Origin of the sequence: Paenibacillus sp. FSL R5-0517, from assembly GCF_037974355.1 — a bacterium.
GTDB lineage: Bacteria > Bacillota > Bacilli > Paenibacillales > Paenibacillaceae > Paenibacillus.
On record NZ_CP150235.1, the window covers coordinates 3,062,577 to 3,086,191 of the forward strand.

The following is a 23,615-nucleotide window of genomic DNA, read 5'->3' on the forward strand; positions in this document are numbered from 1 at the left end:
CGTCATGCAGAGAATGCTCATAGTAGATGATGAACCCGTTATTCTGGACGGACTGTATGCGTTTTTTCAAAAAGCAAATCTTCAGGACATGGAGATAATCAAGGCATACTCGGCCTATGAAGCTATCGATTGGCTGAACTTGGTAAAGGTTGATATTGTACTCAGTGATATCTGTATGCCTGGCATGGACGGCATGGAATTAATTGAACAGATTATGGATCGGTGGCCACGATGCAAAGTCCTCTTGCTGACAGGTCATAACGAATTTGATTATGCACACCAAGCTATTCGGAATCCTTGCGTTGTTGATTACCTGTTAAAGACAGAGGGCATGAATCACATTCGGGATGCGGTAGAACGGGCATTAACACAAATCTCCGAAGAGAATGATTTTCGCTACCAAGCTGCATGGTTTCGGAGTAAATTGCCACGAGCGCTGCCCCAGTTACAGCGTCAATTGCTGCTAGATGTGCTTAAGCGAACGGAAAGCCATGATATCATTTCACTTCAGGAAGAACTTGATGCTGTACAGCTACCTTTCGAATCCGATCAACTCGTTATTCCAGTAATCATCCGGGTAGAAGAATGGAACAACTATCAGTCCCAGGCCGATCGCAGCTTAATCCGCTATGCCGTTGCCAATGTTGCAGAGGAACTGCTGCAGGACAAGGCCAAGGTGAAGGCAATTGATCTGGACACTCAGGTCATCGCTTGCTTTATTCAATCGCAGGGGGGGCATCCGCCCCACGTATCTAATACTGAAGGGGAGCGGGGAAGTCAGCTGGATAACTGGCAACAAACTCTTCGTTTTGTCTATGGCACACTGGAGTCTGTGCAGCAATCCTGTGCGGACTGTTTGAACCTGTCCGTATCCATCATGGTTAGTGAGCAGGCGGTAGAATGGAACAGGGTTAATCAGGCTATTGCGCAGTTGCGTCTATCGATTCATGAGAGTCCGGGGCTGGGGATGGAGAAGCTGTTGCGTGTCAAAATCCAGGATAAATTGCCTTACACTCCTAGCATGATGAATCAACAGGGTGTCGTAGTTCTGCATCTGGAGCACATCAAACAGCGAATAACAGCAGGTGACCGGGAGTGGATGGAGTCCTTCCATAAATGGACCGAGGCTGCGAAGAAAGGACTTCAAGATCCGTTCTTTCGAATGAAAACCTATACTGGCGCAGCCAATGTGTTCATTGAAGTCCTACACGAATTAGGACTGTATGAATCGGCAATGGAAGAGATAGCGCTGTCCCGAATGCTGCATTTTGACATCCATACCGCATGGTCCGAACTGGTTATCTTTTATCAATCTGCATACGAATGGATGATCTCCAAACGAAGCAATGCTCGTCTGAATGACCAATCACAGATTCTGATCACGATCCATCATTATATCAAGCACCATCTGGAGGACGACCTCTCACTCACACGGATCGCACAGGAAGTCTCTCTTAACCCTTCTTATCTGTCACGCTGGTACAAACGGATTACAGGCAAAGGCATATCCGACTACATCCATGACCTTAGAGTGGAGCGAAGCAAAGAGTTGCTTCTGGGTTCGACCTGTAAGATGCATGAAATATCTGCGAGGGTTGGGTTTAGCGATCAGCATTATTTTTATCGTTTCTTCAAAAAAGCGACAGGCTGCACCCCTCAAGAGTATCGGGATCAGAAAAGTTAGAGGATTTCTCAAAGGGTAAATCAAAGATACTAGATGTAAACGGGGTACACTCGAAGTGATAGCGCTTCCTTTGTAATATAAAATTATACCTCACGGGAGGAGAAAAAAGGGGGATTCGCATGAATATATCATTCAAGAAGTTTTCATTATTAACATTAACCATGGTACTAGCCACCACACTTGCAGCCTGTTCGTCCGGTGCGGGAAGTGCCGAGAATGAAGCTGAGCCAAACACACAGCAGGATGCGGGAGGACCACTTACGAAATACGACCCACCCATTAAATTAACTTCTACCATGAATGAAACGGGGAAAGAATCGCTAGCCGAAGGAGATACACACGCCAATAACATCTGGACCAGAGGGTATAAGGATGAACTCGGTATTGATGTATCGTACGAATGGATTGTTCCGGATGCCAATTATAACGATAAGATGAATGTTACGCTCGCGAGTGGTGATCTGCCGGATGTACTGAAAGTGAGCGCTGTGCAATTCGAACAACTGCATGAAGCGGGAATGCTGGAGGATCTGACCGAAGTATATGACAAGTATGCATCTGAACTGGTGAAGGAGTTCATGTCTGCTGAAGATGGAGCAGGTTTGAAGCCGGTAACCAAGGATGGAAAAATATACGCCATGGTTAGCTTCCCAGGTTCGTTGGATTCCTCGGATATGATCTGGATTCGTCAGGATTGGCTGAAAAAGGTTGGGCTTGAGGCACCTAAAACCATGCAGGATGTCATCCAAATTGCGGAAGCCTTTACCTTCGAAGATCCAGACGGAAATGGCAAAGATGATACGTACGGCATTGCCTTAAACAAGGATTTACCTATCAACGCGTTCTTGCTCGGCTATCATGGTTATCTCGAAACCTGGATTAAGGATGCTTCAGGTCAAGTCGTGAATGGAACGATCCAACCGGAAGTGAAAGAAGGATTGCGTGAGCTCCAGACTCTGTATCAGAAGGGCGTTCTTGATCCCGAATTTGGCGTTAAAGATTTTGCTAAAATGATGGAGGATGTGAATGCTGGCAAGTCAGGCATGTTCTTCCTGCCACAATGGGCACCTTTCCAGGTTAGCAGTATGATTAAGAAAGACAAGAACATCGACTGGATGCCTTACCCGGTTCAATCGATTGATGATCAGCCAGCAAAAACACAGAACCATCTTAGTCTGGGCGGCATATTTGCTGTTCGCAAAGGTTACGAGCATCCCGAAGCGTTAATTAAATTGCTCAATTTCCAGGCTGAAAAAATGTTTGGTGAGTCTGCGCAGGAAGAACGGGCTGCTTACTTAAATGGACTGACAGGTCTTGGTTTTCATAATGCGACGGTTTCTAACCTGCCAGCCAACAAAAATGTGAAGGCGCAGGACGAAGTGGAGCAGGCGCTTCAAACAGGAGATACGTCCGGATTGGAACTCGAAGCGAAGCTGTTCTATGATGATATTATGGATTATCGGAATGGTAATCTCGACAAGTGGCATATGGAGCGGATATTTGGCCCAGAGAGTTCGCAAGGTGTGATTAAATATTATCGGGATAATGACCTGATTGTCATGAATGAATTCATCTATGCACCAACGAGAACAATGAATACCAAGCAAGCTACGCTGGATAAATTGAGAGCCGAGACGTTCCTGAAAATCATCTATGGTAACCTGTCGATTGACGAGTTCGATAACTTTGTTGCCAATTGGAAGAAACTCGGCGGTGATGAGATTACACAGGAAGTGAATGAAACAATCGCTGCTAATCAATAAAGGATTAATTGTTATAATCCAAGAATGAAAAATGAGAAAATGGTGCTCTCCTAAAGGGAGCACCATTTTTTTCGGGTCTGATTATCTGCGTTTCAATAACAGAACTCCACTGATGGCTGATGTTTTCTGGCGGTATACCACTTTGAATCCAATATCGTTGTCCAACAAACAGTTTAATGCATTGATCAATAATGCCCCGGGAACTAATGTAAATGTACACGGAGCGGTGTTTCCAATCACACGTACGCTTTGAATTCTGCGCGCAGAACCAGGCACGAGCGGATTTCTGGACCAATAGATTAACACCAGATCTGGTTGTCGAACAGCATTGACACGAGCCATACTAATCATCTCTTTTCTATTAAAGGTTCTTAATAGTAGATGAAAAGTAGAGGAAAAGGTGCTAGACAGAAGTCATGCTGTTCAATAAATAGACTCTACTTATTCGTAGAATGCTGTTTCGATGGTAACTTGTCTCCAGGTGTTCCCTTGCCATTGTTTTTATTGTGACGCGCTTTTTCGGCATTTTCATTAACTTTCTTCACAAAATCTTGCGTGCTTTCCATTAAAAATTACAGCTCCTTCCACAAGCAAAATGGGTATCCGATTCTTAATATAACCACTGGAAAGTGATTTTATTTTGGGGACAACGCTTAATTTAATTTTGATTCAAACAATCCCACGTTAGGTGGGACATACTGGACATGGGAAGTATAGCCGTCTAAACTAGATAGACCAGACATAATAAGAAGGGATGCGCCGATCCAAATATGTTGCAGAAATTCGGTTTTACACAATATGAGAGCCAGGTATACGAGGCTATATTTGCACAAGATGAACCGCTTGATGCCACATCCATTGTTAATTACTCGAACGTTCCCAAAGCCAAAATATATGAAGTGCTTAATCGACTGATCGACAAGGGAACGGTGCTGACCACGATGGATGGAAAGAAAAAATTATATATGGCCGTAGATATTCAGTCCGTTATTCATAAGATCAAGGCAGATTTTGATAAAGATATCGAGGAACTGAAGAGTTACAAAATCAAACGTACATTCACGGATGAACATATCTGGACGTTAAAAGATGAATCATCCATTGGATCAAACATTGAACAACTTATCGAGGAAGCGGAATCATCAATTCTTTTCCTGGCATGGAATGAGCGAATGGAGAAATATCGTGAACTGCTGGAGCAGAAGGAAAGGCAGGGAGTGTACGTTGAAGTGTTAGCCGTAGGGGGAATGGAGACCTCCTTAACGCGTAAATACTCGTTGATTCCATTACTTGACGCGCCGGAGCCATCACAACTGCTCATTGTGGATCATGCTTATCTGTTGTTTGCCGGTGTGGAACACGATTCATGGCGAGCCATCAAGACGATGTCCAAACCGATTGTTAAAGCCATGACTGATTATTTCTACCATGATGTTGCCCTTACTCAAATTACAAAAAAATATGGTGACCAACTGTTGCAGGATGCTGAAATCGAGCGATTGCTCACCAGGTTGATCTATTAAACTATTCTCCAAGAGAATAGTTTTTTTGTTATAACTTTATTTGAAAAAACAATGAAAATAACTATTGAAACTTTCATTCCTATGAGTTACTATCGTAGTTGTAACTTTTGAGGAGGATTCAACATGAATAAGAAAGTATATGTGCTTGCTATCGCAGCATTTGTGGTCGGAACCGTTGAACTGATCTTGGGCGGCATTCTGGACCTGATTGCTACGGATCTTCATCTATCCCTGGCTAAGGCCGGATATTTAATTTCTAGTTTCTCACTTGTCTATGCGTTATCTGCGCCGATTTTATTAAATATGACGGCTAGATTCGAGCGTAAAAAGGTATATATGTGTACGCTATTTGTATTTCTGATCAGTAATCTCATCTCTGCGTTCAGCACCAGCTTCTACATGCTGATGGCGGGTAGAGCTCTCGGAGCCGCGACGGGTTCACTTATTTTTGTGCTCTCCCTGACGCTTGCAGCGCGCATTGTGGAACCACAGTATAAAGGACGCGCGGTGGGGACCATTACCATGGGAGGCAGTGCCTCACTTATCCTTGGTGTACCACTCGGTATTTTTGTAGGAAACTTGGCTGGCTGGCGTGAAGTGTTTATGTTGATTGCCATACTGACCGCAGTGGTTATGGTAGCTATCTGGATTGCGATGGATCGAGTGCAGCCGATTCCTGCTGTATCCCTGAAGAAACAGCTTACAGCGCTGTGGAATCCGAAAATGTTGGCAATCCATGCGACGACTTTGCTTGTACTTGCGGGTCATTTGACTTTATATGCGTATTTTACACCATTTCTGCAAGAAACCCTGGGTGCCAGCGCAACGATGGTTACCTTTATCTATATGATGTTTGGGATCGCTGCTGTTGCAGGTGGAGGCATTGGGGGCATGTTATCGGATCGTCTGCATCCTGCTAAAGCGATCGTCATTGTTCTGATTCCCTTTATCGTGAGTATGGCTATCATCCCGTTTAGTGTTCAATTGCCTTTGATTGCCTTCTTGATATTGTTAAGCATCTGGAGTGCACTGAGCTGGACGGTTACACCTGTACAGAATAGTCTGATTATCAAAACGTCACCGGAAACAGCTGAAACACTAATCAGCACCAATTCCGGTATAGCACATGCAGGTATTGCACTCGGTACCTATATCGGTGGCATGGTGATCGATCATTCATCGATTCTGCACACCGGATGGGTCGGCTCTGTACTCATTTTGCTTGGTTTGGTGTCTGCCATCTACGCCATTAGCGTGAAGGAAAAAACCATTCAGGCGGTTGCTTAGAATAAAGAACTTAGACAAAAAATTTGAACCTCTGCAATCCCCTAGTCAATGGGGTGTAGAGGTTTTTGGCTACTTTACGAGATTGTGCGTGAGTAGAATATACTGTTTTCATATAGAGCAAGACTTGTTTTATTCATCGTAATCTATATAATTAAAATAGTTTTAAAAAGTATTATCTAATGTTAAATTATATGATGTGTACCAAGGGAGCAGTGATCATGACTACAAAGACGGAAAAACAAAAAATGCTGGATGGCGAGCTGTACATGGCTTCTGATCTCGAATTGTCTAAGGATCGAGAATATGCACGCAGAATGACGCGCACATTCAATCAAACGACAGAAACGGACGGAGAGCTTAGAACCAAGTTACTGAAGGAACTGTTTGGATCTACAGGTGAACATCTGGGTATGGAACCTAATATTCATGTGGATTATGGATATAACATTCATGTGGGCAATCATTTTTATGCCAACTTTAATTGTACGATATTAGATGTGTGTGAAGTTCGTATTGGAGACTATTGTTTAATGGGGCCAGATGTACATATCTATACAGCTACTCATCCACTCCATCCGCATGAACGCAATACGGGGGCAGAGTATGGCAAGCCAGTCACGATAGGGAATAATGTCTGGATAGGGGGAAGAGCCGTCATAAATCCGGGTGTTAGCATAGGGGATAACATATGATCGTGGGCGGCAATCCAGCCAGAATCATTAGAGAGATAGAGCTTTAACAAATGTATAGATAGAAGGTGGGAAGTGCCAGGATATGATGACTGAAAAAGAAAAATCTCAATTAGGGCTCTTATATAATGCCAATTATGATAAAGAGTTGATTGAAGAGCGTTTGTATGCCAAAGGACTTTGTTACGATTATAACCAGCTCCATCCAGGCAAGATCCATGAACGAGAAGCGTTAATTAAGAAACTGCTCGGGAAAACGACTGATCGTTTCCTGATTGAACAGCCCTTTGTATGTGATTATGGTTATAATATTGAAATTGGTGAGAACTTCTATAGCAATCATAATATTGTCATGTTGGATGGAGGCAAAATCAGTTTTGGAGATAACGTTTTTATTGCTCCAAATTGTGGTTTTTATACTGCTGGCCACCCTTTTGATGTAGAGCAGCGCAATGAAGGTCTGGAGATTGTTGGACCCATCACGGTAGGGAATAATGTGTGGATCGGTGGCGGTGTGACCGTTCTTGCCGGAGTTACCATCGGAGACAATACGATCATTGGAGCAGGGAGCGTAGTGACCAAGAGTATACCGTCTGGGGTGATTGCAGCGGGCAACCCTTGCAGGGTCATTCGCGAGATAACCGAAGAAGACAAAACAAAGTACAGCAGGATGTAGTGAAGAACATATATAGTAAAGAATAGGATAACAGCTAATGAGAATGCCCGATGTTTATCGTTTAACATCGGGCATTTATAATAGCACCCCCCAGACAGTAAACATGCCAAGGTATCGTATAACCGACACTTTTTCACGTAATTTGTTGGGGGATAGACGGATATATCTGTTACATTTGCTAAAACATTTGCTTGAGAAACTTTATCGCTGCAAACTTTTCCCGTTACTGCTGATTACTTCTTTGTACCAATGGAAGGATTTTTTACGGTAACGTTCGAGTGTTCCTGAACCATCGTCATGACGATCAACGTAGATGTAGCCATAACGTTTTTTCAACTGAGCAGAAGACGCACTGACCACATCAATGCAACCCCATGATGTATAACCCATAATTTCAACGCCATCTTCAATGGCTTCGCCAACCTGAACCAGATGATCATTCAGATACTGGATTCGGTAATCATCTTCGACTGTTTTCTCACCGTCAGCACCCGTGATTAACTCATCGACAGCGCCAAGACCATTCTCTACAATAAACAGTGGTTTCTGATAACGGTCATAGAACATGTTAAGCACATAACGTAAACCTTGCGGGTCAATCTGCCATCCCCATTCACTTGCTGGTAGATAAGGGTTAGGTACGCCGCCAAGCAGGTTACCTTCACCTGCGATTTGTTTCTCCGGGTCTGCCGTCTGACAGATACTCATGTAATAACTGAAAGAGATAAAGTCTACCGTATGAAGCAACATTTCCTCGTCGCCAGGTTCCATATGAATCTCGATTCCATTCTCCCGGAAGTAACGTTTCATATAACCAGGGTAGCGGCCTCTTACATGCACATCACCGAAGAAATAGTTGCTGTGTTCGAATTCCATGACTTTAATCATATCGTCTGGGTTCGGTGTCAGCGGGTAGGTAGGCATACTGAGCATCATACAACCAATCTGTGCCGTAGGAATAATCTCATGACAGAGTTTCACAGCAGAAGCACTCGCTACAAATTCATGATGGATTGCCTGATACAGATCTTGCTTGCTGAGCTTCTCCTTTGGCGTGTAGATGCCTCCACTCATGAAGGGAGCTTCCAGAATCGAATTGATTTCGTTAAAGGTAAGCCAGTATTTTACTTTGTTTTTGTAACGGTTGAAGACAGTGGTTGCATAACGCTCGTAGAATCCAACCATTTTCCGGTTAACCCAGCCGTCGTATTCTTTAGACAAGTGAAGAGGTGTCTCATAGTGGGATAACGTTACGAGTGGTTCGATCCCGTATTTGTGACACTCGTCAAATAGATCGTCGTAGAACTGCAGACCTTCTTCATTCGGTTCCAGCTCGTCCCCTTTTGGGAAAATCCGGGACCAGGCGATGGAAGTACGGAATACTTTGAAGCCCATCTCTGCAAACAGTTTTACATCTTCCTTGTAACGATGATACAGATCGATACCGATCAGTTTCATGTTATCTTCGGTTGGTTCTTCCGTGATCGGGCCCATGATGCCTTTGGGAGCTACATCCTGAGTAGATAATCCTTTGCCACCTTGATTGTATGCACCTTCAGCCTGATTGGCTGCAATTGCGCCACCCCACAGGAAATTTTCCGGGAATTGATAAGTTTGATTTTGAGAGTTGCTCATCTGTATCGCTCCATTCATCAAATTTTATTTAAGAGGTTGTTCAAAAAGCCCGCTTTTGATTACAAAAGATGCCTAACGGCATCATCAGCATCGAATATGGAATTCAGCCGAAATGTCCGTTGCTCACGTAGTTTTCCCTACGCTCTGCTACTCCATTTCTATCTTCATCCCATCTTCTCGGTACTGAAAACTGATCTTTTTCAACACGCACTTTAAGGTGATCCATGTATGACATAAAAAAGCTTAAACGTTGTAACGGGTTACACGTCAAGTTTTACTTTTGATCCTAATCTGAGGCATACTATTATTCGAAGTAAGTTCAACTAAAATTTACACGAAAACGGAGAGGACAGAAATAACCAGAAGAAGCGAAGCGGTCGCCTTTATCCCCGGATTTTCCCGTTTAGATAAGGGGAATTAAAAAATCTGGGGATAACAGCGATCGGAAGGTTGTTCTGTCATCGAAGTTCCAGTGTAAATAATCTTGGTTGAACTAATATCGTTCGTTAGCAAGAAAGGAGTCTCCGATGTCCAAGTTTGATGAAATTATGAAGCGGTCCGGTTACTCAAAAGCGACAGTGTCACGCGTGATTAATCATTCTCCGCATGTTAGTGATGAAGCAAGGCAGATCATCACGGATATTATGAAACAGTTGAATTATATTCCCAACCGAAATGCGATATCGTTATCAACAGGGCAAACGAAGCAGATTGGAATTGTGACCTCTACCACAGGAGAAATCATTCTTACATTCATGAATCAATTCATTGATACAGCTATGGATTTTGGATTTCAGACGATTATCTATACATCCCGTGGAGATCCGGAGATTGAATTGCAAGCGTTCGAAGATCTGCGCAGTAAACGAGTCGATGGGCTGGTGATTATCGCTTGTGTCAATGACCCTCGCAAGTTGAAAGCATATTGTGAGTATGGTCCCATTGTCTCCTGGCAGCGAATGGGGAATGACGAGATTCCTTCTGTGGCGATGGATCAGGCAGAAGGGTATACGTTAGCTCTGGAGCATCTGGTTTCGAGAGGATATACTCGAATTGCAAATGCATTTGGCAGGGCTGAAAGTTTGAATACCCAGAGTCGCCGTGAAGCTTATGAATCTTATATGAAGAGCAAAGGGTTACCTGTGTGGTCTGAAGCGTATCAATATTCTGTATTCAGCTCCACAGATGGCGAAGAAGCGATGTGCAGAATGGCAGAGGGGCCAGAACTTCCACAAGCTGTATTATGTTCGAATGATTATGCAGCCATCGGCATTCTGAGTGAAGCACGCAGACGAAATATCCAGGTACCGGAACAACTCGCCATTGTGGGGTTTGATGATATTGAGCTTTCCCGTGTTCTCGGAATCACGACCATACACAATCCGATCGCAGAGCAAGCCACCCAAGCATTTCATCAATTATGGGCTGTATTGGGTAAAACAGAGCTGAAAACCGAGAAGCTGACATACCAGCTGATTGAGCGTGAGACAACTTGAATCCGTAAGACCTGAACCTGATGGGGGAATCGGGTTTTGTGGATTCAATAATTATTCAAATTTGAAGCATTTTCGAATTAACCTCATACGTTATACTGAGGATAAGCTTCAGAACAACATATCTGTACGGAGATGTGGCGTGAAGTTTTCGTATCATGTTACAAGTTACATATTTCACAAACGATTAGCGGGAAAGGTGAGAATGGACCTTATGAAAACAGTGACAGGCCGATTCAGAATTGCGGGCATATGGGAGGGTGTATCATTACTGCTATTAATTTTTATTGCTATGCCTCTGAAATATTTTGCAGATATCTCTTCCGCTGTAGCCGTAATGGGCATGATTCATGGTATTTTGTTTCCTTTGTACCTTATTGCGCTAGTGCATCTGGCTGTGGTCAAAAAGTGGAAGATTACGCGCTGGCTGATGGGTGGAGTGGCCGGTCTTCTGCCATTTGGAACTTTTGTATTTGAATCTTATCTTCGAAAGAGAGATTGGAATTAATATGTAATAAAAGAGGCAAAATCAATAAAATACAAATCAAAGCAGGCGACCCAGTACGGATGTTATCCGAAGAGGTCGCCTGCTGAGTTCTATCGAGTTTTATTTCACTACACCTGTTTGACGATCGGACAACAGGCTTACTCCAACATCGCCAGAGGCATTGGACACAGGTGCATAGGCCGAGAAGGAAGTAACAACAACTAGGGCAGTGAACAGAAATAAGAATGATTTTTTCATACCATAACCTCTTTCTTATGGGGATATATTCCATTTAATTGTAACGCACATAGGCTATACTTGAAAAGAAAAAATTTTAACTAAGAAAGCCATTGAATGATGGAAAGGGTTGAGTTTCTGTGAAAGATATTCATGAATTAACATCCATAGAAATGGTTGAAGAGGCTATTCAGCAAAATGAATTCGTTTTTTTGTATGTATCTCGTCTGGAGTGCAATGTATGTCACGCTTTACTTCCGAAGATCAGGGCGTTGCTTGAACCTTATCCATCCATATATTTGGGGCACATTGATGCTAACGTAGTGGAAGAAGTCGCTTCCAGGTTTCTTATTTTTACCGTTCCAACAATGATCATGATTGTGGAGCAGAAGGAATATATTCGAGCGGATCGTTTTGTGCGCTTGGAACGTCTGGAAGAGCAGCTGCAACAGATTTACTCCATGTATAACCAGGATGGGGAATAGAAAGCGAAAGCTTCAGGAACGGCGGCTCATACGTGAGCCGTTTTTTGTGCTCGAAAATTAAAGTGTTGCCATGAAAACGGTTTTATGATAATTTAAACATTATAAAAACGTTTTTATAGCAAAGGAACAAAAATTATGGCAAAAATAACGATTAAAGATGTAGCAAGGGAAGCTGGCGTATCCATATCTACCGTCTCCAACGCTTTAAATGGTGTAGATGTCTTAAACCCGGAGACGAAATCACATGTCCTCAAAGTGGCAGAGCGATTGAATTATGTGCCCAACCTGAATGGCAAGCTTTTGAAGTCCGGCCAAACCAAAATGCTCGGTTTTTTCACTACAAGTGTATCGGGCCCGTATTTCTATAAGCTGGTTGAATCGATGTCTCGCGAATGTGATCGTCTTGGGTATGGTTTGAATGTATTTGTGACCAAGGATAAACACGTTATTATGAGTAATATTCTGGGTCGGCGGGTGGATGGTGTCATTATATACGAAGAGCTTCGGATCGATGAGCAAGATATTATCGCCATGGAGAAAGACAAGATCAAGGCTGTTTTTCTGGATCGGGTCTATCAGAGCGATACGATGGGAAGTGTCATTTTTGACTCGTATGTGGCTGCTTACGAAGCAACCAAGTATTTGATTGGGCTGGGGCACAAGAAAATTGCTTATATTTCCGGTGTGGACACGATGTTCGATAGTGTGCAACGTAGAGATGGCTATCTGGCTGCTCTGCATGAATACCAGCTTCCAATCGATGAAGATTACATTATACAGGGGTATTTTGAAGAGGATAGCACATATAGTGCTATAAAATCTTTTCTTCATTTGCATCCCGGCAAGCGGCCGGATGCATTTCTTGCAGGGAATGACTTGAGTGCAATTGGCTGTATGCATGCGTTGAAGTCAGAGGGCTTTGAAGTGCCTCAAGATGTTAGTGTCGTAGGTTTCGATGATATTGATATCGCACAGTATTTTTCTCCACCGCTCACAACGGTAAGAAATCAGATTGCAAGACAGGGTATCCTGGCCATCAATCAACTGGTAGGCATGATCAAGGAGAAAGAACAAGGGGCAGCGCAAAAATTGGCGGGTGAACTGGTGGTTAGAGGTTCAAGTCATGTGAAGATCGACCGGAAAGACTATCGTACATAAGTTGACTCAGCTGCTTCTCCGGTCTTTTTTTACATAAATACAAACAAAGGGGGTTTTTATGGCGAAAAATAAAAACGTTTTTATAATAAACGTAAGGCGGAGGGGAGTACAAAAACGTGGATAAATTAGCCGTAGAAACTTCAACCGGTAAACATACGATCGGTCCTAACGGAAAGAAGCCCATCGGGCAACGGATCAAAGAATTCATAGTGGATTATCGAAGACAATGGGAGATTCAATCCATGATTATCCCTGGCATTATATTTATGATTATTTTCTGTTATATCCCGATCTACGGATTGACGATTGCCTTCAAAAATTACACGGTCATTGATACGCTTGCTACGGCTCCATGGGTAGGACTGGATAACTTCAGAATCATTTTGTCTGACAAATACTTCTGGGATGCAGTTGTGAACACACTGGGGATCAGCTTTTTGAAACTGGGGATCGGCTTTGTCATTCCGATTATTCTTGCGATCATGATCTATGAGTTAAACAGCGGACGCTTCAAAAAGTTTGTGCAAACGGTTTCATATTTACCCCACTTTTTGTCCTGGATCGTACTCGGGGGAATGCTGATCACCTGGTTTTCAACAACGGGCTTATTTAACCAGTTGTTGCTTAGTCTTGGAGTGATATCGCAACCGCAGAACATTTTGCTGGATGCAGGCAAGTATTGGTGGATTGCTACCTTATCCGATATTTGGAAAGAGGCAGGCTGGGGAACGATTCTGTATCTGGCGATTATGGCGAAGATTGATCCTACGTATTATGAAGCTGCCAAAATCGATGGTGCAAGCCGTCTCAGACAGATATGGAATATCACTTTACCTAATATGCGCTCCATTATCAGCCTCAATCTGATTCTAACTGTAAGCGGTTTATTGGGGTCGAATCTGGATCAGACTCTGGTTCTCATGAACTCCCAAAACCGCGATAAAGCGGAAGTCATCAATTCATACGTGTATCGTATGGGGATGTCTCAGGGTGACTTTTCATATGCCACGGCCGTTGGATTGGGTGTCTCAATCATATCTGTCATTCTGCTCGTCACGGCGAACAAAATTACCAGCAAATTAAATGATAATCAATCTGTGTTGTAGAAGGAGGCATCCCGCGTGAATGGAAAGGTGGCAAAAGAAGATCTCGATAGTCGGATCTTTGATACTTTAAATATGATTTTGTTAATCATCTGTACGATCGTTATTCTGGTTCCGCTCTGGAATGTCATTATCTCTTCCTTTAGCTCAGGCAAAGCGTTGGCGGAAGGTGGATTCATCTTCTGGTCACCGGAATTCTCGCTGGAGAATTACAGAGCAGTATTCAACGATCAAGGCATATGGCAGGCTTTCTTCATATCGGTGTCCAAAACAACGATTGGTGTTGTTACACATGTGTTCTTCTGTGCCATGGTTGGTTACGGTCTGAGCAAAAAGTACATAAGAGGCCGTAAATTATATGTTGCCATGGGTGTCATCACAATGTTCTTCTCCGGTGGCATGATCCCAACATATCTGTTAATCAAATCCCTTGGATTGTTAAACAGCTTCTGGGTGTACATTATTCCGGCGTTATTCAGTTTCTATGATGTCGTGATTCTGATGAATTTCTTCCGAAATGTCCCGGATTCTCTGGAGGAGTCGGCTAAGATTGACGGCGCAGGGGATTGGCATATTTTCCTGAAAATATTCATTCCACTCTCCATGCCTGCCATGGCTACAATTGCGCTATTTAATGGGGTGGGGCAATGGAACGACTTCATGACAACCAAGTTATACATTACCGATCAGTCACTGTATCCACTTCAGATGATGCTGTATGAGATTATCGTTCAGTCCCAGACCCAATCCATGCAAAATGTTGGGGGTTCGGCTGTGATCGAAACAACGACCAAAGGCGTGCAGTTGGCCACAATTGTCATTACAACACTCCCGATCGTGCTGATCTATCCCATTGTTCAGAGATACTTTATCTCGGGAATGATGCTGGGTGCGGTCAAGGAATAGAAGAAACAAATACCCCAATATGAGGAGGAACAAAAACATGTTGAAGTTGAACAAGGCATCAGGAAAAAAAGGGATTACATTGTTCGCGACATTACTTGCAGCAGTGATTATGATAACAGGTTGCAGCGGTGGATCTGGGGGCTCCAGTGAAGGGAATTGGGTATCCATTGAAGATCGGTATACGGTAGACCCGGAAAAGCCGGCTTGGCAGTTGGATAAAAAGGAAGAAGCTACAGACCTGACGTGGTACGTCAATGCGGACTGGTGGAACACCGATTTTGGCAAGGACATTGTCACGAAGAAAATTAAAGAGGATCTGAACATCAATATTAAATTCATCACGGGTGATGATACCAAGTTAAATACCTTTTTCGCCGGCGGAGATATGCCTGACCTGCTAACGGTATTTGACTCCAATTCTCCAGTGGTACAAAAAGCCGCTACCTGGGCTATGCCGCTGAACGATCTGGCGGAGAAATATGATCCTTATTTTAATAAAGTTGCGGCTGCCGATACATTGAACTGGTTCCAATTGGCGGATGGCAAAACCTATGGTTATCCGAACTATTCCAATACACAGGAGGATTATGATAGCGGTAACATTCCTGCCAAAACGGCATTTATCATTCGTAAGGATGTGTACGAAGCTTTGGGTAGTCCGGTCATTGGAACGCCAGAGGAATTCCAGAGTGTGATGAAACGAATTAAGCAGGAGTTTCCTGCGCTGATTCCGTTTGGATTCAACTCCATTGGTGAAGGAACAGGTTCACTCGGGGATACATTGCAAGATTTCATCGGCGTCCCGCTGGAGACCGAATCGGGAGAATTCTACGATCGCAATCTGGATGAAGATTACCTCACGTGGTTGAAGACATTGAACACCGTGTACAGAGATGGCAATATCAGTGATGACAGTTTTGCTGATGATGGAACGGCTTTTGAGGAAAAAGTAAAGTCTGGTAAATACGCGACCATGCTGCTTGACGGTACACCTCAACAAGGAGGAAACCTGCAAATATACATGAGTGCCAACCCGGGCAAAGAATATATTGCAATTGATGGTCCGCAGAGCACCAAAGGCAATGCCCCGACATTGAATCAATCCGGGATAACCGGGTGGATGATCAATTACATCTCCAAGGATTGTAAAGATCCGGCCAAGGCGATTCAAATTTTCACATATTTGCTGAGTGAAGAAGGACAGACACTTATGAATTACGGGATCGAAGGGGAGACCTTCCAAACCAAAGCCGACGGTAGTGTCGAATTACTGCCAGCAGTGAAAGACATGCAACTGAATAACGCAGATCAATTCAAAAAGGATTATCGGATGGGTGAGTTTATGTTCTTCGGCCATGATCGTCACAAAGCACTCAGTGCAGATGCTTTTCCGGAAGCGATTAAACAGATGCAGGAGTGGGGCAAAGGCAAGCTGAAACCACACTTCATTCTGGAAAACATTAGTCCGGACCAAGGTACTCCTGAAGCTCGTGCGTTGTCAGCAATCAATACGAAATGGAATACGACACTGGTCAGCATGGTGCGGTCCAAGGATGATGCGTCGTATGACAATGCATTGGCTGCTTACAAGTCATTTTTGGGTGAAAACCGCTGGGAAGAGATTGTGAAGGTACGAAGTGAAAAGATGAAATTGAACAAAGAGAAACTAGGTATTCAATAATAGAAAAATGAAATATGAAATATGAAGGAGAATCTTATGACTACATTCAAAATGTACAAATCCACAGGAGAAGATGAATGTTTTGTATCCGTGTCCTCGGATCAATGGCAACCTCTTGCCCCTGAACTGGAGACAACCACCATCCATCTGAATGATCAGCTAACGTATCAGGAGATGGACGGATTTGGTGCTTCTTTTACCGATTCATCTGCCTATTTGATCAACCAGATCTTGAGTGAGGAGCAGCGGGAAGAGGTTATGACCCGGCTGTTCCATCCTGAGAAAGGTATTGGGCTCTCGGTCATACGTAATCCGATGGGCGCTTCGGACTATGCGAGAACGGTATACAGTTATAACGATATGCCAGAACAGCAGACAGATCCAGAATTAACCCGGTTCAGTATTATGCATGATGAAGAGGACGTTATTCCGTTAACGCAAAAGGCGTTGGCATTGAATCCTGAACTGAAACTGTTTGCTTCACCATGGAGTGCTCCCGGCTGGATGAAAACAAGCGGATCGATGATTACCGGACAATTGAAAACGGAATGGTATCCTGTTTATGCCGAATATTTCGTGAAATACATTCAAGGGTATAGAGAGCATGGATTACCGATCCATGCCATCACGCCACAGAATGAGGCGCTTTATGAACCAGGGCATTATCCCGGTATGTTGATGCCAGCCGAAGCGCAAGCGGATTTTATCAAAAACCATCTCAAACCAGCCTTTGTTCGTAACGATATTCAAACCAAAATTCTCTGTTACGATCACAACTGGGATCAACCGGACTATCCACTTACTGTGCTGGAACAAGTGGGAGAGGCAGTGGACGGCGTAGCCTGGCACTGGTATGGGGGTGATGCATCTGCTCAAACAAAGGTATACGAAGCCTTTGCAGGGAAAGAAGTACATTTCACCGAAGGCTCAGGAGGGGAGTGGATCCCGCCATTTGAACAAGCCTTCTCGAATGTGATGAGAACGGGGATTCAGATTCTGCGCAATTACAGCAAGTCGTTGGTACTTTGGAATATGGCACTGGACGAGAACAATGGGCCTACGGTTCCTGGTTTTGGCCGCAGTACGTGCCGTGGTATCGTGCAAGTGAATCAGCAGACGAAGGAGCTTACGTATACACTCGATTATTATGCCTTGGCACACTTTAGTGCCTTGATTCGTCCAAAGGCTGTTCGCATTGAATCAACGTCCAGTGATCATGCGATCTGTTCCGTGGCTTTCAAAAATGTAGACGGTTCCGTCGCACTAGTCCTCTTCAATGATGGAGATGGGACGGGTAACGTACAAGTTAAGCTGCGCGACGATACATTGATGAAGTTTCAGCTGGAAAGCAAGAGTGCCTTGTCTGTATTAATCAAAGGTTGATCAATGGATGAAGTTATAAATAGGTTTCATCAGAAACGAAAGCAAAAGAAGCGACGTCCAGAGAATACATGGACATCGCTTCTTTTGCTGACATTACCTGTGGATGGATCACCTTATAAAGGTTGAATGGCAAGATTGGGCGTTCCACTACTCTCATCAACGAACAGAATATATTGATTGCCAGCGGTCCCCGTTAAGACTAGACCGGGTTGACCTGCAACACCAGGATTGTAATACCTGAGCTGCTGTACAATCGGCAGAGCTACTGGAAGCACTGGTTGATTAAGTGCCATTAATTGTGTAGTAGCCTTGACGCTGTCTCCAGCTTCAATAACACCGCCTACACCCAGATTATTAACGATAGAGGAGCTGGCATTAATTTGGAGGCTGCCTGCTACGGTCTGGCTACCATTGACCTGTAGATCAACGCCAATGGTTTCATTACCATTGACTTGCAGATCCTGATTAATGGTCTGATTACCGGTGACAAGGATACTATCAAATGTTGGCAATGAGATCATCTCCTATATAGTATTCTTATATTCTATGAGGACAAGATTTGAACCGACCCGGGTGACTACACATTATATGTACGAGATAAAGCCCGTTTTACATGATGAGCCAGTGAAGCCATTAATAGAAGAAACCATGCCACTATTTCGTGCATATTGTAGCCAGAGAATGTTTTCGTACGGAACGGGAGGGTTTGCTATCCGAAAGAAGTCCAAAATGCAGGTTAAGTCTATAAAAAAGAATCGTTCAGTTCACGATGCAAACCAGTTATTTCTGAGACAGATGCATGCAGTACTGAACAGAAAACTCAAATCCATGCGCAAACATATGGCAGTACAGCAGTTGGATCTCAAGCAACAATGGTTGAAAATGATGCAGGAGGAACATGCAACTAATCGAGTAAAGTCCAAAGTGATCTATAAGGAGTTAAATGTGCTTCTGATTACACCGTGTAATGACCGGGAAATGTCATCACATTGTGTACTGATTGAACATAGCCTTAAACATCTCGTGAGGCATGTAAATGAGATTAAATATATAGAATCCGTTTCAGCCAGTCTGTCTGCTATGGAGGTTGACCTGATTCTGATTGTTGGAAGTGATGAACAATTGCCGAATGAGAATATCACAGCTCTAAAAGAATCCACCGTCAAAAAAGCAATTTGGTTGTCTCCGAATCAAAATGGAAGTCAGAGCGAAGCCATATTGCCATGGTTTGATCACGTGTTTGTGCAGCATTCATGGTCAATAAGCGACCAGTTGCATCTGGCAGGCTCTGCTCTTAATGAACTATTAATGCCCCCTGATCCCCATATTTTCTGTCCGCAAGCTGTTCCCCCGGAGTATGAATCGGATGTTTATATCATCGGGGATGCAGAACCGGGTGGCATCATCACAACTTTTGCCAAATCGGGTCTTCTGGATAACAAAAACGTTCGGGTGGACGGGAAGGGGTGGACTCCGCTTGGGGATTTCTATCCCGTTCAAAGACATGAAGCTCGTCAGATGTTGTATAACGGAAGCAAACTGGTCATTCATAGTGGAGAATCAATCAAACATTTGATGGAAATTGCCACATGCGGGACGTTTCAGCTCATAGGGCCATCGCTGAATCAGAGTAACATGGTAGACCTTGGTATCTTTCAGCAATACACTTCCGGTGAAGAACTCATTCAGAAGTTTGAATATTACTGGCAGAATATTGATGCAAGAAGACTGGCCGCTAGCCATGCTCTGGCATACATGAAATACAATCAATCCCATCTGCAAAAAACACTGCGACTGTTGGATATCATTTTTATATAACCATCAAGAATCTCAGGGTGTATGCTGTATCATGTTGCTCCATTGGAGGCGTTCTGATTGAAGGTAATTGCTCTGCATCTACCCCAGTTTCACCAGATTGAGGAGAATGACCGTTGGTGGGGGGAAGGTTTTACTGAATGGACCAATGTAAAAAAAGCCACTCCCCTATATTCGGGTCATCATCAGCCGAACCAGCCATTTCAGGGGAAATATTATGATCTTTCCGATCCGGATGTGCGAAAGTGGCAAGCAGAAACAGCTAACCAGCATGGCATTTATGGATTTTGTTATTATCATTACTGGTTCAAAGGCAAACGATTGCTGGAAAAACCGGTGAATGAAATACTGAGCAGTGGAGAGCCTGATTTTCCATTTTGTTTGTCTTGGGCCAATGAAACATGGACAAGAAAATGGGATGGCCAGGAATCGGACATTCTCATGGCCCAGAACTATGGGGATCAAGATGATTGGGAAGAGCATTTTAAATATCTGGTAAACGTATTTAAGGATAAACGATATATTCGAGTCGAAGATAAACCGCTATTTCTGATCTATCGGCCAGCAAGCATTCCTCGATGTGAGGAAATGATACAGTTTTGGCGTGAATTGGCTCTGGAGCATGGCCTGAAAGGGATCCATTTTGTGCAGACCATTGGCGGGTTCCCTACATTTAATCATCAGATCTTTGATGCAAGTATGGAATTTGAACCACATTACACGTTTGCACATGGACATATGAATGGAATCTGGATCGAAATGAACATTGAGGGTCGGCAGCATATTGCTGTGAATTACGACAAAGTATGGTCCTCCATTCTGGAACGAACACCTCATCGTAACGGAGAAATGATCTATCCAGGTGCTTTTGTCAATTGGGATAATACACCGCGAAGAGGCGTTGACGGCCAGAGTACGCTAGGGTCAACCCCAGAGAAGTTTGGGATATATCTGGCGAGGCAGATGGAGAGAGCGAGGACAGTGTACAATAGTGAATATCTCTTTGTTAACGCCTGGAATGAATGGGCGGAAGGGGCATATCTTGAGCCGGATCAAAAATATGGTTACGCTTATTTGAGAGAACTCAAAAAAGTAATCCAGCAAGAGTTGTTGAACAGAAACAAGTCTGTGGGAGGGAGTTCCGAATGAGGGAACTCTCTCTTAATTGCGCTTGTTCATAAACCCTGTTTCGTAGTCAGTACTGTTGTTTGTCTACGGTACTCCGTAGGTGTGAGCCCTGTATGCTTTTTGAATTGTCTGGAGAAATAGTACAAATCACTGAAACCGAGATGCTCTGCGATGGCGGTGATTGTGTTCGGGGTGCAGGTCAGTAATTCCTTGGCTTTATCAATTTTTTTGCCAGTAATGTAGAGGATCGGAGGAAGGCCAATCTGCTGCTTGAAGAATCGAATGAGATAATTCGGATGCATGTAGGCAATCTGGGCCAGATCCTGAACTGAAATATTCTCTTCAATGTTGGAATCAATGTAAGCCAGAATGGTGGATAGCTTCTCCATAACCGGTACGTTAATAAAAGAGATCTGATCCAGATCGAGATTCATTATATAGTGGGACAGTAACTCGGTCAGTTTGCTCTTGGCCATCATATGGGCATAGACTGAGTCGGATTTTGCATATGCAAGGATACTGCTGAAAATCCCCTGAATCAACTCAGGTTGATCCAACGTGCAGCTATTCGGAAATTTCAGAATTTGGAACAAATTGATTCCTCCAACCTTTGCACTAAAGTGACACCAATACTTGAGAAAAGGACGGTCATTAATGGCAGAATAGGATTGTTTGATTCCTTCCGGCATTAAAATAAGCTGATTAGGCGTAGGGTAAAACTCTTCGTTCCCAATCTTGAGCCAGCCTTCACCTTCACATATGAAATAAAACTTGCTGTAATCGGGTGTATAATCCAGATCTCTCCAATCGATGTCGCAACGATTATAGTTGACCATGAATAATTCAACTTGCAGATTGGACAGATAGTTTGTAAGCAACGTTTGGTGGTTCATGTTATTCATCTCCATACAAGGTTAGTATTGTCCATCTAAAAGTTAGTGTTCTGCATGTTTAACCTGTGGCCTTAACACTACAATACAAGTGCAGACGATAACGGAAGGAATGAGAACAGTTCATGGACAAAAAGGAATATTTGCAACAGATCGAAGCAACAATTGAGAACGGTAAATTTAAGGACAACTGGAGTTCGCTCAGCGCTTTCCAAGTTCCAGAATGGTACCCAAAAGCGAAATTCGGTATATTCATCCACTGGGGGCTGTATTCCGTCCCGGCTTATGATAGCGAATGGTATTCGCGAAATATGTATATTCAAGGCTCCAAGGCTTATGAACATCACCTTGCGGTGTATGGACCTCATAAGGACTTTGGCTATAAAGACTTCATCCCGATGTTTCGTGCAGAGAAGTTTGATGCCGATGAATGGGCAACTTTATTCAAACAGGCCGGAGCCAAATATGTTATGCCTGTAGCTGAGCACCATGATGGTTTTCAGATGTACAAGAGCTCTATCTCTCACTATAACACATATGAAATGGGCCCCAAACGAGATATTCTGGGCGAGATGAAGGTTGCATATGAGAAGCAGGGATTAACCTTATGTGTATCGTCCCACCGTGCGGAGCATTGGTTCTTCATGTCTCACGGGAAGGAATTCGAGTCAGATATTCAAGAGCCCCTGAAACGTGGTGATTTCTATTGGCCTGCCATGCCAGAACCGGATCATCATGATCTGTATGGTTCGCCTCCGACCGAGGAGTATCTGGAAGACTGGTTGATTCGTTGCTGTGAACTGGTAGATCAATATCAGCCAAAGGTATTCTATTTCGATTGGTGGATTCAAACGGTTGCATTCAAACCCTATTTGAAGAAATTTGCGGCCTATTATTATAACAAAGGCGAAGAATGGGGCGAGCCTGTTGCGATCAATTATAAACATGAGGCCTATATGTTTGGCAGTGCCGTTCCGGATGTGGAGCGCGGACAGTTCGCTGATCTAAAGCCTTATTTCTGGCAAACGGATACGGCTGTCGCTAAAAACTCATGGTGTTATACGGAAAATAATAACTATAAAACGGCCGAGGAGATCATTCGGGATCTCGTCGATATTGTAAGCAAGAACGGAAATCTTCTGCTGAACATTGGCCCCAAAGCAGACGGCAGTATACCCGATGAAGATCACGACATTTTGCTGAGCATCGGCAAGTGGCTTGAAGTGAATGGAGAAGCGATCTATGACACGACATTCTGGCGTACGTTTGGCGAGGGTCCAACCGAGGTGAAGGAAGGGCAATTTACGGATGGGGATACCAAGGCGTTTACGAGTGAAGATATACGGTTTACGATAAAAGAAAGCAGTCTGTATGCCACGGTTCTTGCCTACCCGGATAACGGAGTGATTCACATTAAATCGCTGAAGGAAGGTTCTCATCATTTCCAAGGCGTTATTCAAGACATTCAAGTACTTGGACACGAAGAAAAACCGCAATGGGAGAGAACTACGGACGCACTGACAATCACAACGACAACTGTGAAGAGTAATGCACCGATTGTTTTCAAAATTGAATTGGATTAATCTCAAAGA

The 23,615-nt window shown here is 43.7% G+C and carries 22 protein-coding genes and 1 pseudogene; 17 read left to right on the top strand and 6 right to left on the bottom strand.

The features are described from left to right. Positions 1-4 precede the first annotated feature (4 nt). On the top strand, positions 5-1,684 hold the full coding sequence (locus MKX40_RS13720) for a response regulator (protein WP_339242348.1): 1,680 nt from the start codon (positions 5-7) through the stop codon (positions 1,682-1,684). A gap of 119 nt (positions 1,685-1,803) precedes the next feature. Continuing rightward, positions 1,804-3,447 carry an extracellular solute-binding protein gene (locus MKX40_RS13725; RefSeq protein ID WP_339242350.1) on the top strand — a complete coding sequence of 548 codons (1,644 nt, stop codon included), beginning with the start codon at positions 1,804-1,806 and terminating at the stop codon, positions 3,445-3,447. 81 nt (positions 3,448-3,528) lie between these two features. Here MKX40_RS13725 and MKX40_RS13730 read toward each other — a convergent pair whose 3' ends face one another. Both MKX40_RS13730 and MKX40_RS13735 read right to left on the bottom strand, forming a co-directional pair. Continuing rightward, positions 3,529-3,789: a hypothetical protein gene (locus MKX40_RS13730; RefSeq protein ID WP_339242352.1), complete on the bottom strand. Its 261-nt coding sequence runs from the start codon at positions 3,787-3,789 to the stop codon at positions 3,529-3,531. 95 nt (positions 3,790-3,884) lie between these two features. Then, positions 3,885-4,013: a DUF4023 family protein gene (locus MKX40_RS13735; protein WP_047842809.1), complete on the bottom strand. Its 129-nt coding sequence runs from the start codon at positions 4,011-4,013 to the stop codon at positions 3,885-3,887. Between the two features lie 204 nt (positions 4,014-4,217). On the opposite strand from MKX40_RS13735, the gene MKX40_RS13740 reads away from it, so the two are divergent. The 4 genes and pseudogenes from MKX40_RS13740 (at position 4,218) to MKX40_RS13755 (ending at position 7,622) form a co-directional block, all read left to right on the top strand. Beyond that, positions 4,218-4,970: a helix-turn-helix domain-containing protein gene (locus MKX40_RS13740; RefSeq protein WP_339242354.1), complete on the top strand. Its 753-nt coding sequence runs from the start codon at positions 4,218-4,220 to the stop codon at positions 4,968-4,970. Between the two features lie 123 nt (positions 4,971-5,093). Continuing rightward, positions 5,094-6,257 (top strand): MFS transporter, encoded by a 1,164-nt coding sequence (locus MKX40_RS13745; protein WP_339242356.1) that lies wholly within the window; start codon positions 5,094-5,096, stop codon positions 6,255-6,257. Positions 6,258-6,475: 218 nt separating this feature from the next. Further along, positions 6,476-6,996, top strand: a pseudogene (locus MKX40_RS13750) (sugar O-acetyltransferase). Positions 6,997-7,034: 38 nt separating this feature from the next. Continuing rightward, entirely contained in the window at positions 7,035-7,622 is a 588-nt protein-coding gene (locus MKX40_RS13755; protein ID WP_339243055.1) for a sugar O-acetyltransferase, read from the top strand. A gap of 201 nt (positions 7,623-7,823) precedes the next feature. Here MKX40_RS13755 and MKX40_RS13760 read toward each other — a convergent pair whose 3' ends face one another. Further along, positions 7,824-9,257, bottom strand: a complete 1,434-nt coding sequence (locus tag MKX40_RS13760) for a glycoside hydrolase family 1 protein (protein WP_339242358.1) — start codon at positions 9,255-9,257, stop codon at positions 7,824-7,826. Positions 9,258-9,784: 527 nt separating this feature from the next. Between MKX40_RS13760 and MKX40_RS13765 the strand changes: the two genes are divergently transcribed. After that, entirely contained in the window at positions 9,785-10,753 is a 969-nt protein-coding gene (locus tag MKX40_RS13765; RefSeq protein ID WP_339242360.1) for a LacI family DNA-binding transcriptional regulator, read from the top strand. 211 nt (positions 10,754-10,964) lie between these two features. Continuing rightward, on the top strand, positions 10,965-11,258 hold the full coding sequence (locus MKX40_RS13770) for a DUF3817 domain-containing protein (protein ID WP_339242362.1): 294 nt from the start codon (positions 10,965-10,967) through the stop codon (positions 11,256-11,258). 99 nt (positions 11,259-11,357) lie between these two features. On the opposite strand, the gene MKX40_RS13775 is transcribed toward MKX40_RS13770, so the two are convergent. Beyond that, a complete protein-coding gene (locus MKX40_RS13775; RefSeq protein ID WP_339242363.1) occupies positions 11,358-11,495 on the bottom strand; it encodes a hypothetical protein in 138 nt (45 codons plus the stop codon). 119 nt (positions 11,496-11,614) lie between these two features. Here MKX40_RS13775 and MKX40_RS13780 point away from each other — a divergent pair, with 119 nt between their 5' ends. The 6 genes from MKX40_RS13780 (at position 11,615) to MKX40_RS13805 (ending at position 18,190) form a co-directional block, all read left to right on the top strand. Beyond that, positions 11,615-11,959, top strand: coding sequence for a thioredoxin family protein (locus tag MKX40_RS13780; protein ID WP_339242365.1), 345 nt, complete (start codon positions 11,615-11,617; stop codon positions 11,957-11,959). 135 nt (positions 11,960-12,094) lie between these two features. Continuing rightward, complete coding sequence (locus MKX40_RS13785; RefSeq protein WP_339242367.1) at positions 12,095-13,117, top strand: LacI family DNA-binding transcriptional regulator; 1,023 nt, start codon at positions 12,095-12,097, stop codon at positions 13,115-13,117. Positions 13,118-13,233: 116 nt separating this feature from the next. Next, on the top strand, positions 13,234-14,223 hold the full coding sequence (locus tag MKX40_RS13790) for an ABC transporter permease subunit (RefSeq protein WP_339242368.1): 990 nt from the start codon (positions 13,234-13,236) through the stop codon (positions 14,221-14,223). A 15-nt stretch (positions 14,224-14,238) separates the two neighbouring features. Then, a complete protein-coding gene (locus MKX40_RS13795) occupies positions 14,239-15,126 on the top strand; it encodes a carbohydrate ABC transporter permease (RefSeq protein WP_017688674.1) in 888 nt (295 codons plus the stop codon). Positions 15,127-15,163: 37 nt separating this feature from the next. After that, positions 15,164-16,807, top strand: a complete 1,644-nt coding sequence (locus MKX40_RS13800) for a sugar ABC transporter substrate-binding protein (RefSeq protein ID WP_339242370.1) — start codon at positions 15,164-15,166, stop codon at positions 16,805-16,807. Positions 16,808-16,843: 36 nt separating this feature from the next. Continuing rightward, on the top strand, positions 16,844-18,190 hold the full coding sequence (locus MKX40_RS13805; protein ID WP_339242371.1) for a glycoside hydrolase family 30 beta sandwich domain-containing protein: 1,347 nt from the start codon (positions 16,844-16,846) through the stop codon (positions 18,188-18,190). Between the two features lie 113 nt (positions 18,191-18,303). On the opposite strand, the gene MKX40_RS13810 is transcribed toward MKX40_RS13805, so the two are convergent. Next, a complete protein-coding gene (locus MKX40_RS13810) occupies positions 18,304-18,711 on the bottom strand; it encodes a hypothetical protein (protein ID WP_244660886.1) in 408 nt (135 codons plus the stop codon). Between the two features lie 307 nt (positions 18,712-19,018). Between MKX40_RS13810 and MKX40_RS13815 the strand changes: the two genes are divergently transcribed. Both MKX40_RS13815 and MKX40_RS13820 read left to right on the top strand, forming a co-directional pair. Further along, complete coding sequence (locus tag MKX40_RS13815; protein ID WP_339242373.1) at positions 19,019-20,008, top strand: hypothetical protein; 990 nt, start codon at positions 19,019-19,021, stop codon at positions 20,006-20,008. A 57-nt stretch (positions 20,009-20,065) separates the two neighbouring features. Beyond that, entirely contained in the window at positions 20,066-21,154 is a 1,089-nt protein-coding gene (locus tag MKX40_RS13820; protein ID WP_339242376.1) for a glycoside hydrolase family 99-like domain-containing protein, read from the top strand. 26 nt (positions 21,155-21,180) lie between these two features. Here MKX40_RS13820 and MKX40_RS13825 read toward each other — a convergent pair whose 3' ends face one another. Continuing rightward, positions 21,181-22,026 carry an AraC family transcriptional regulator gene (locus MKX40_RS13825; protein ID WP_339242377.1) on the bottom strand — a complete coding sequence of 282 codons (846 nt, stop codon included), beginning with the start codon at positions 22,024-22,026 and terminating at the stop codon, positions 21,181-21,183. 122 nt (positions 22,027-22,148) lie between these two features. On the opposite strand from MKX40_RS13825, the gene MKX40_RS13830 reads away from it, so the two are divergent. After that, complete coding sequence (locus tag MKX40_RS13830; RefSeq protein ID WP_339242378.1) at positions 22,149-23,606, top strand: alpha-L-fucosidase; 1,458 nt, start codon at positions 22,149-22,151, stop codon at positions 23,604-23,606. The last annotated feature ends 9 nt before the right edge of the window (positions 23,607-23,615 follow it).

What these genes read in the sequence shown, in the direction of transcription:
- MKX40_RS13720 (WP_339242348.1), top strand. Translation starts at nt 5, where the DNA reads ATGCAGAGAATGCTCATAGTAGATGATGAACCCGTTATTCTGGACGGA.
- MKX40_RS13725 (WP_339242350.1), top strand. Translation starts at nt 1,804, where the DNA reads ATGAATATATCATTCAAGAAGTTTTCATTATTAACATTAACCATGGTA.
- MKX40_RS13730 (WP_339242352.1), bottom strand. Translation starts at nt 3,789, where the DNA reads ATGGCTCGTGTCAATGCTGTTCGACAACCAGATCTGGTGTTAATCTAT.
- MKX40_RS13735 (WP_047842809.1), bottom strand. Translation starts at nt 4,013, where the DNA reads ATGGAAAGCACGCAAGATTTTGTGAAGAAAGTTAATGAAAATGCCGAA.
- MKX40_RS13740 (WP_339242354.1), top strand. Translation starts at nt 4,218, where the DNA reads ATGTTGCAGAAATTCGGTTTTACACAATATGAGAGCCAGGTATACGAG.
- MKX40_RS13745 (WP_339242356.1), top strand. Translation starts at nt 5,094, where the DNA reads ATGAATAAGAAAGTATATGTGCTTGCTATCGCAGCATTTGTGGTCGGA.
- MKX40_RS13755 (WP_339243055.1), top strand. Translation starts at nt 7,035, where the DNA reads ATGACTGAAAAAGAAAAATCTCAATTAGGGCTCTTATATAATGCCAAT.
- MKX40_RS13760 (WP_339242358.1), bottom strand. Translation starts at nt 9,257, where the DNA reads ATGAGCAACTCTCAAAATCAAACTTATCAATTCCCGGAAAATTTCCTG.
- MKX40_RS13765 (WP_339242360.1), top strand. Translation starts at nt 9,785, where the DNA reads ATGTCCAAGTTTGATGAAATTATGAAGCGGTCCGGTTACTCAAAAGCG.
- MKX40_RS13770 (WP_339242362.1), top strand. Translation starts at nt 10,965, where the DNA reads ATGAAAACAGTGACAGGCCGATTCAGAATTGCGGGCATATGGGAGGGT.
- MKX40_RS13775 (WP_339242363.1), bottom strand. Translation starts at nt 11,495, where the DNA reads ATGAAAAAATCATTCTTATTTCTGTTCACTGCCCTAGTTGTTGTTACT.
- MKX40_RS13785 (WP_339242367.1), top strand. Translation starts at nt 12,095, where the DNA reads ATGGCAAAAATAACGATTAAAGATGTAGCAAGGGAAGCTGGCGTATCC.
- MKX40_RS13800 (WP_339242370.1), top strand. Translation starts at nt 15,164, where the DNA reads ATGTTGAAGTTGAACAAGGCATCAGGAAAAAAAGGGATTACATTGTTC.
- MKX40_RS13805 (WP_339242371.1), top strand. Translation starts at nt 16,844, where the DNA reads ATGACTACATTCAAAATGTACAAATCCACAGGAGAAGATGAATGTTTT.
- MKX40_RS13810 (WP_244660886.1), bottom strand. Translation starts at nt 18,711, where the DNA reads ATGATCTCATTGCCAACATTTGATAGTATCCTTGTCACCGGTAATCAG.
- MKX40_RS13815 (WP_339242373.1), top strand. Translation starts at nt 19,019, where the DNA reads ATGCGCAAACATATGGCAGTACAGCAGTTGGATCTCAAGCAACAATGG.
- MKX40_RS13825 (WP_339242377.1), bottom strand. Translation starts at nt 22,026, where the DNA reads ATGAACCACCAAACGTTGCTTACAAACTATCTGTCCAATCTGCAAGTT.
- MKX40_RS13830 (WP_339242378.1), top strand. Translation starts at nt 22,149, where the DNA reads ATGGACAAAAAGGAATATTTGCAACAGATCGAAGCAACAATTGAGAAC.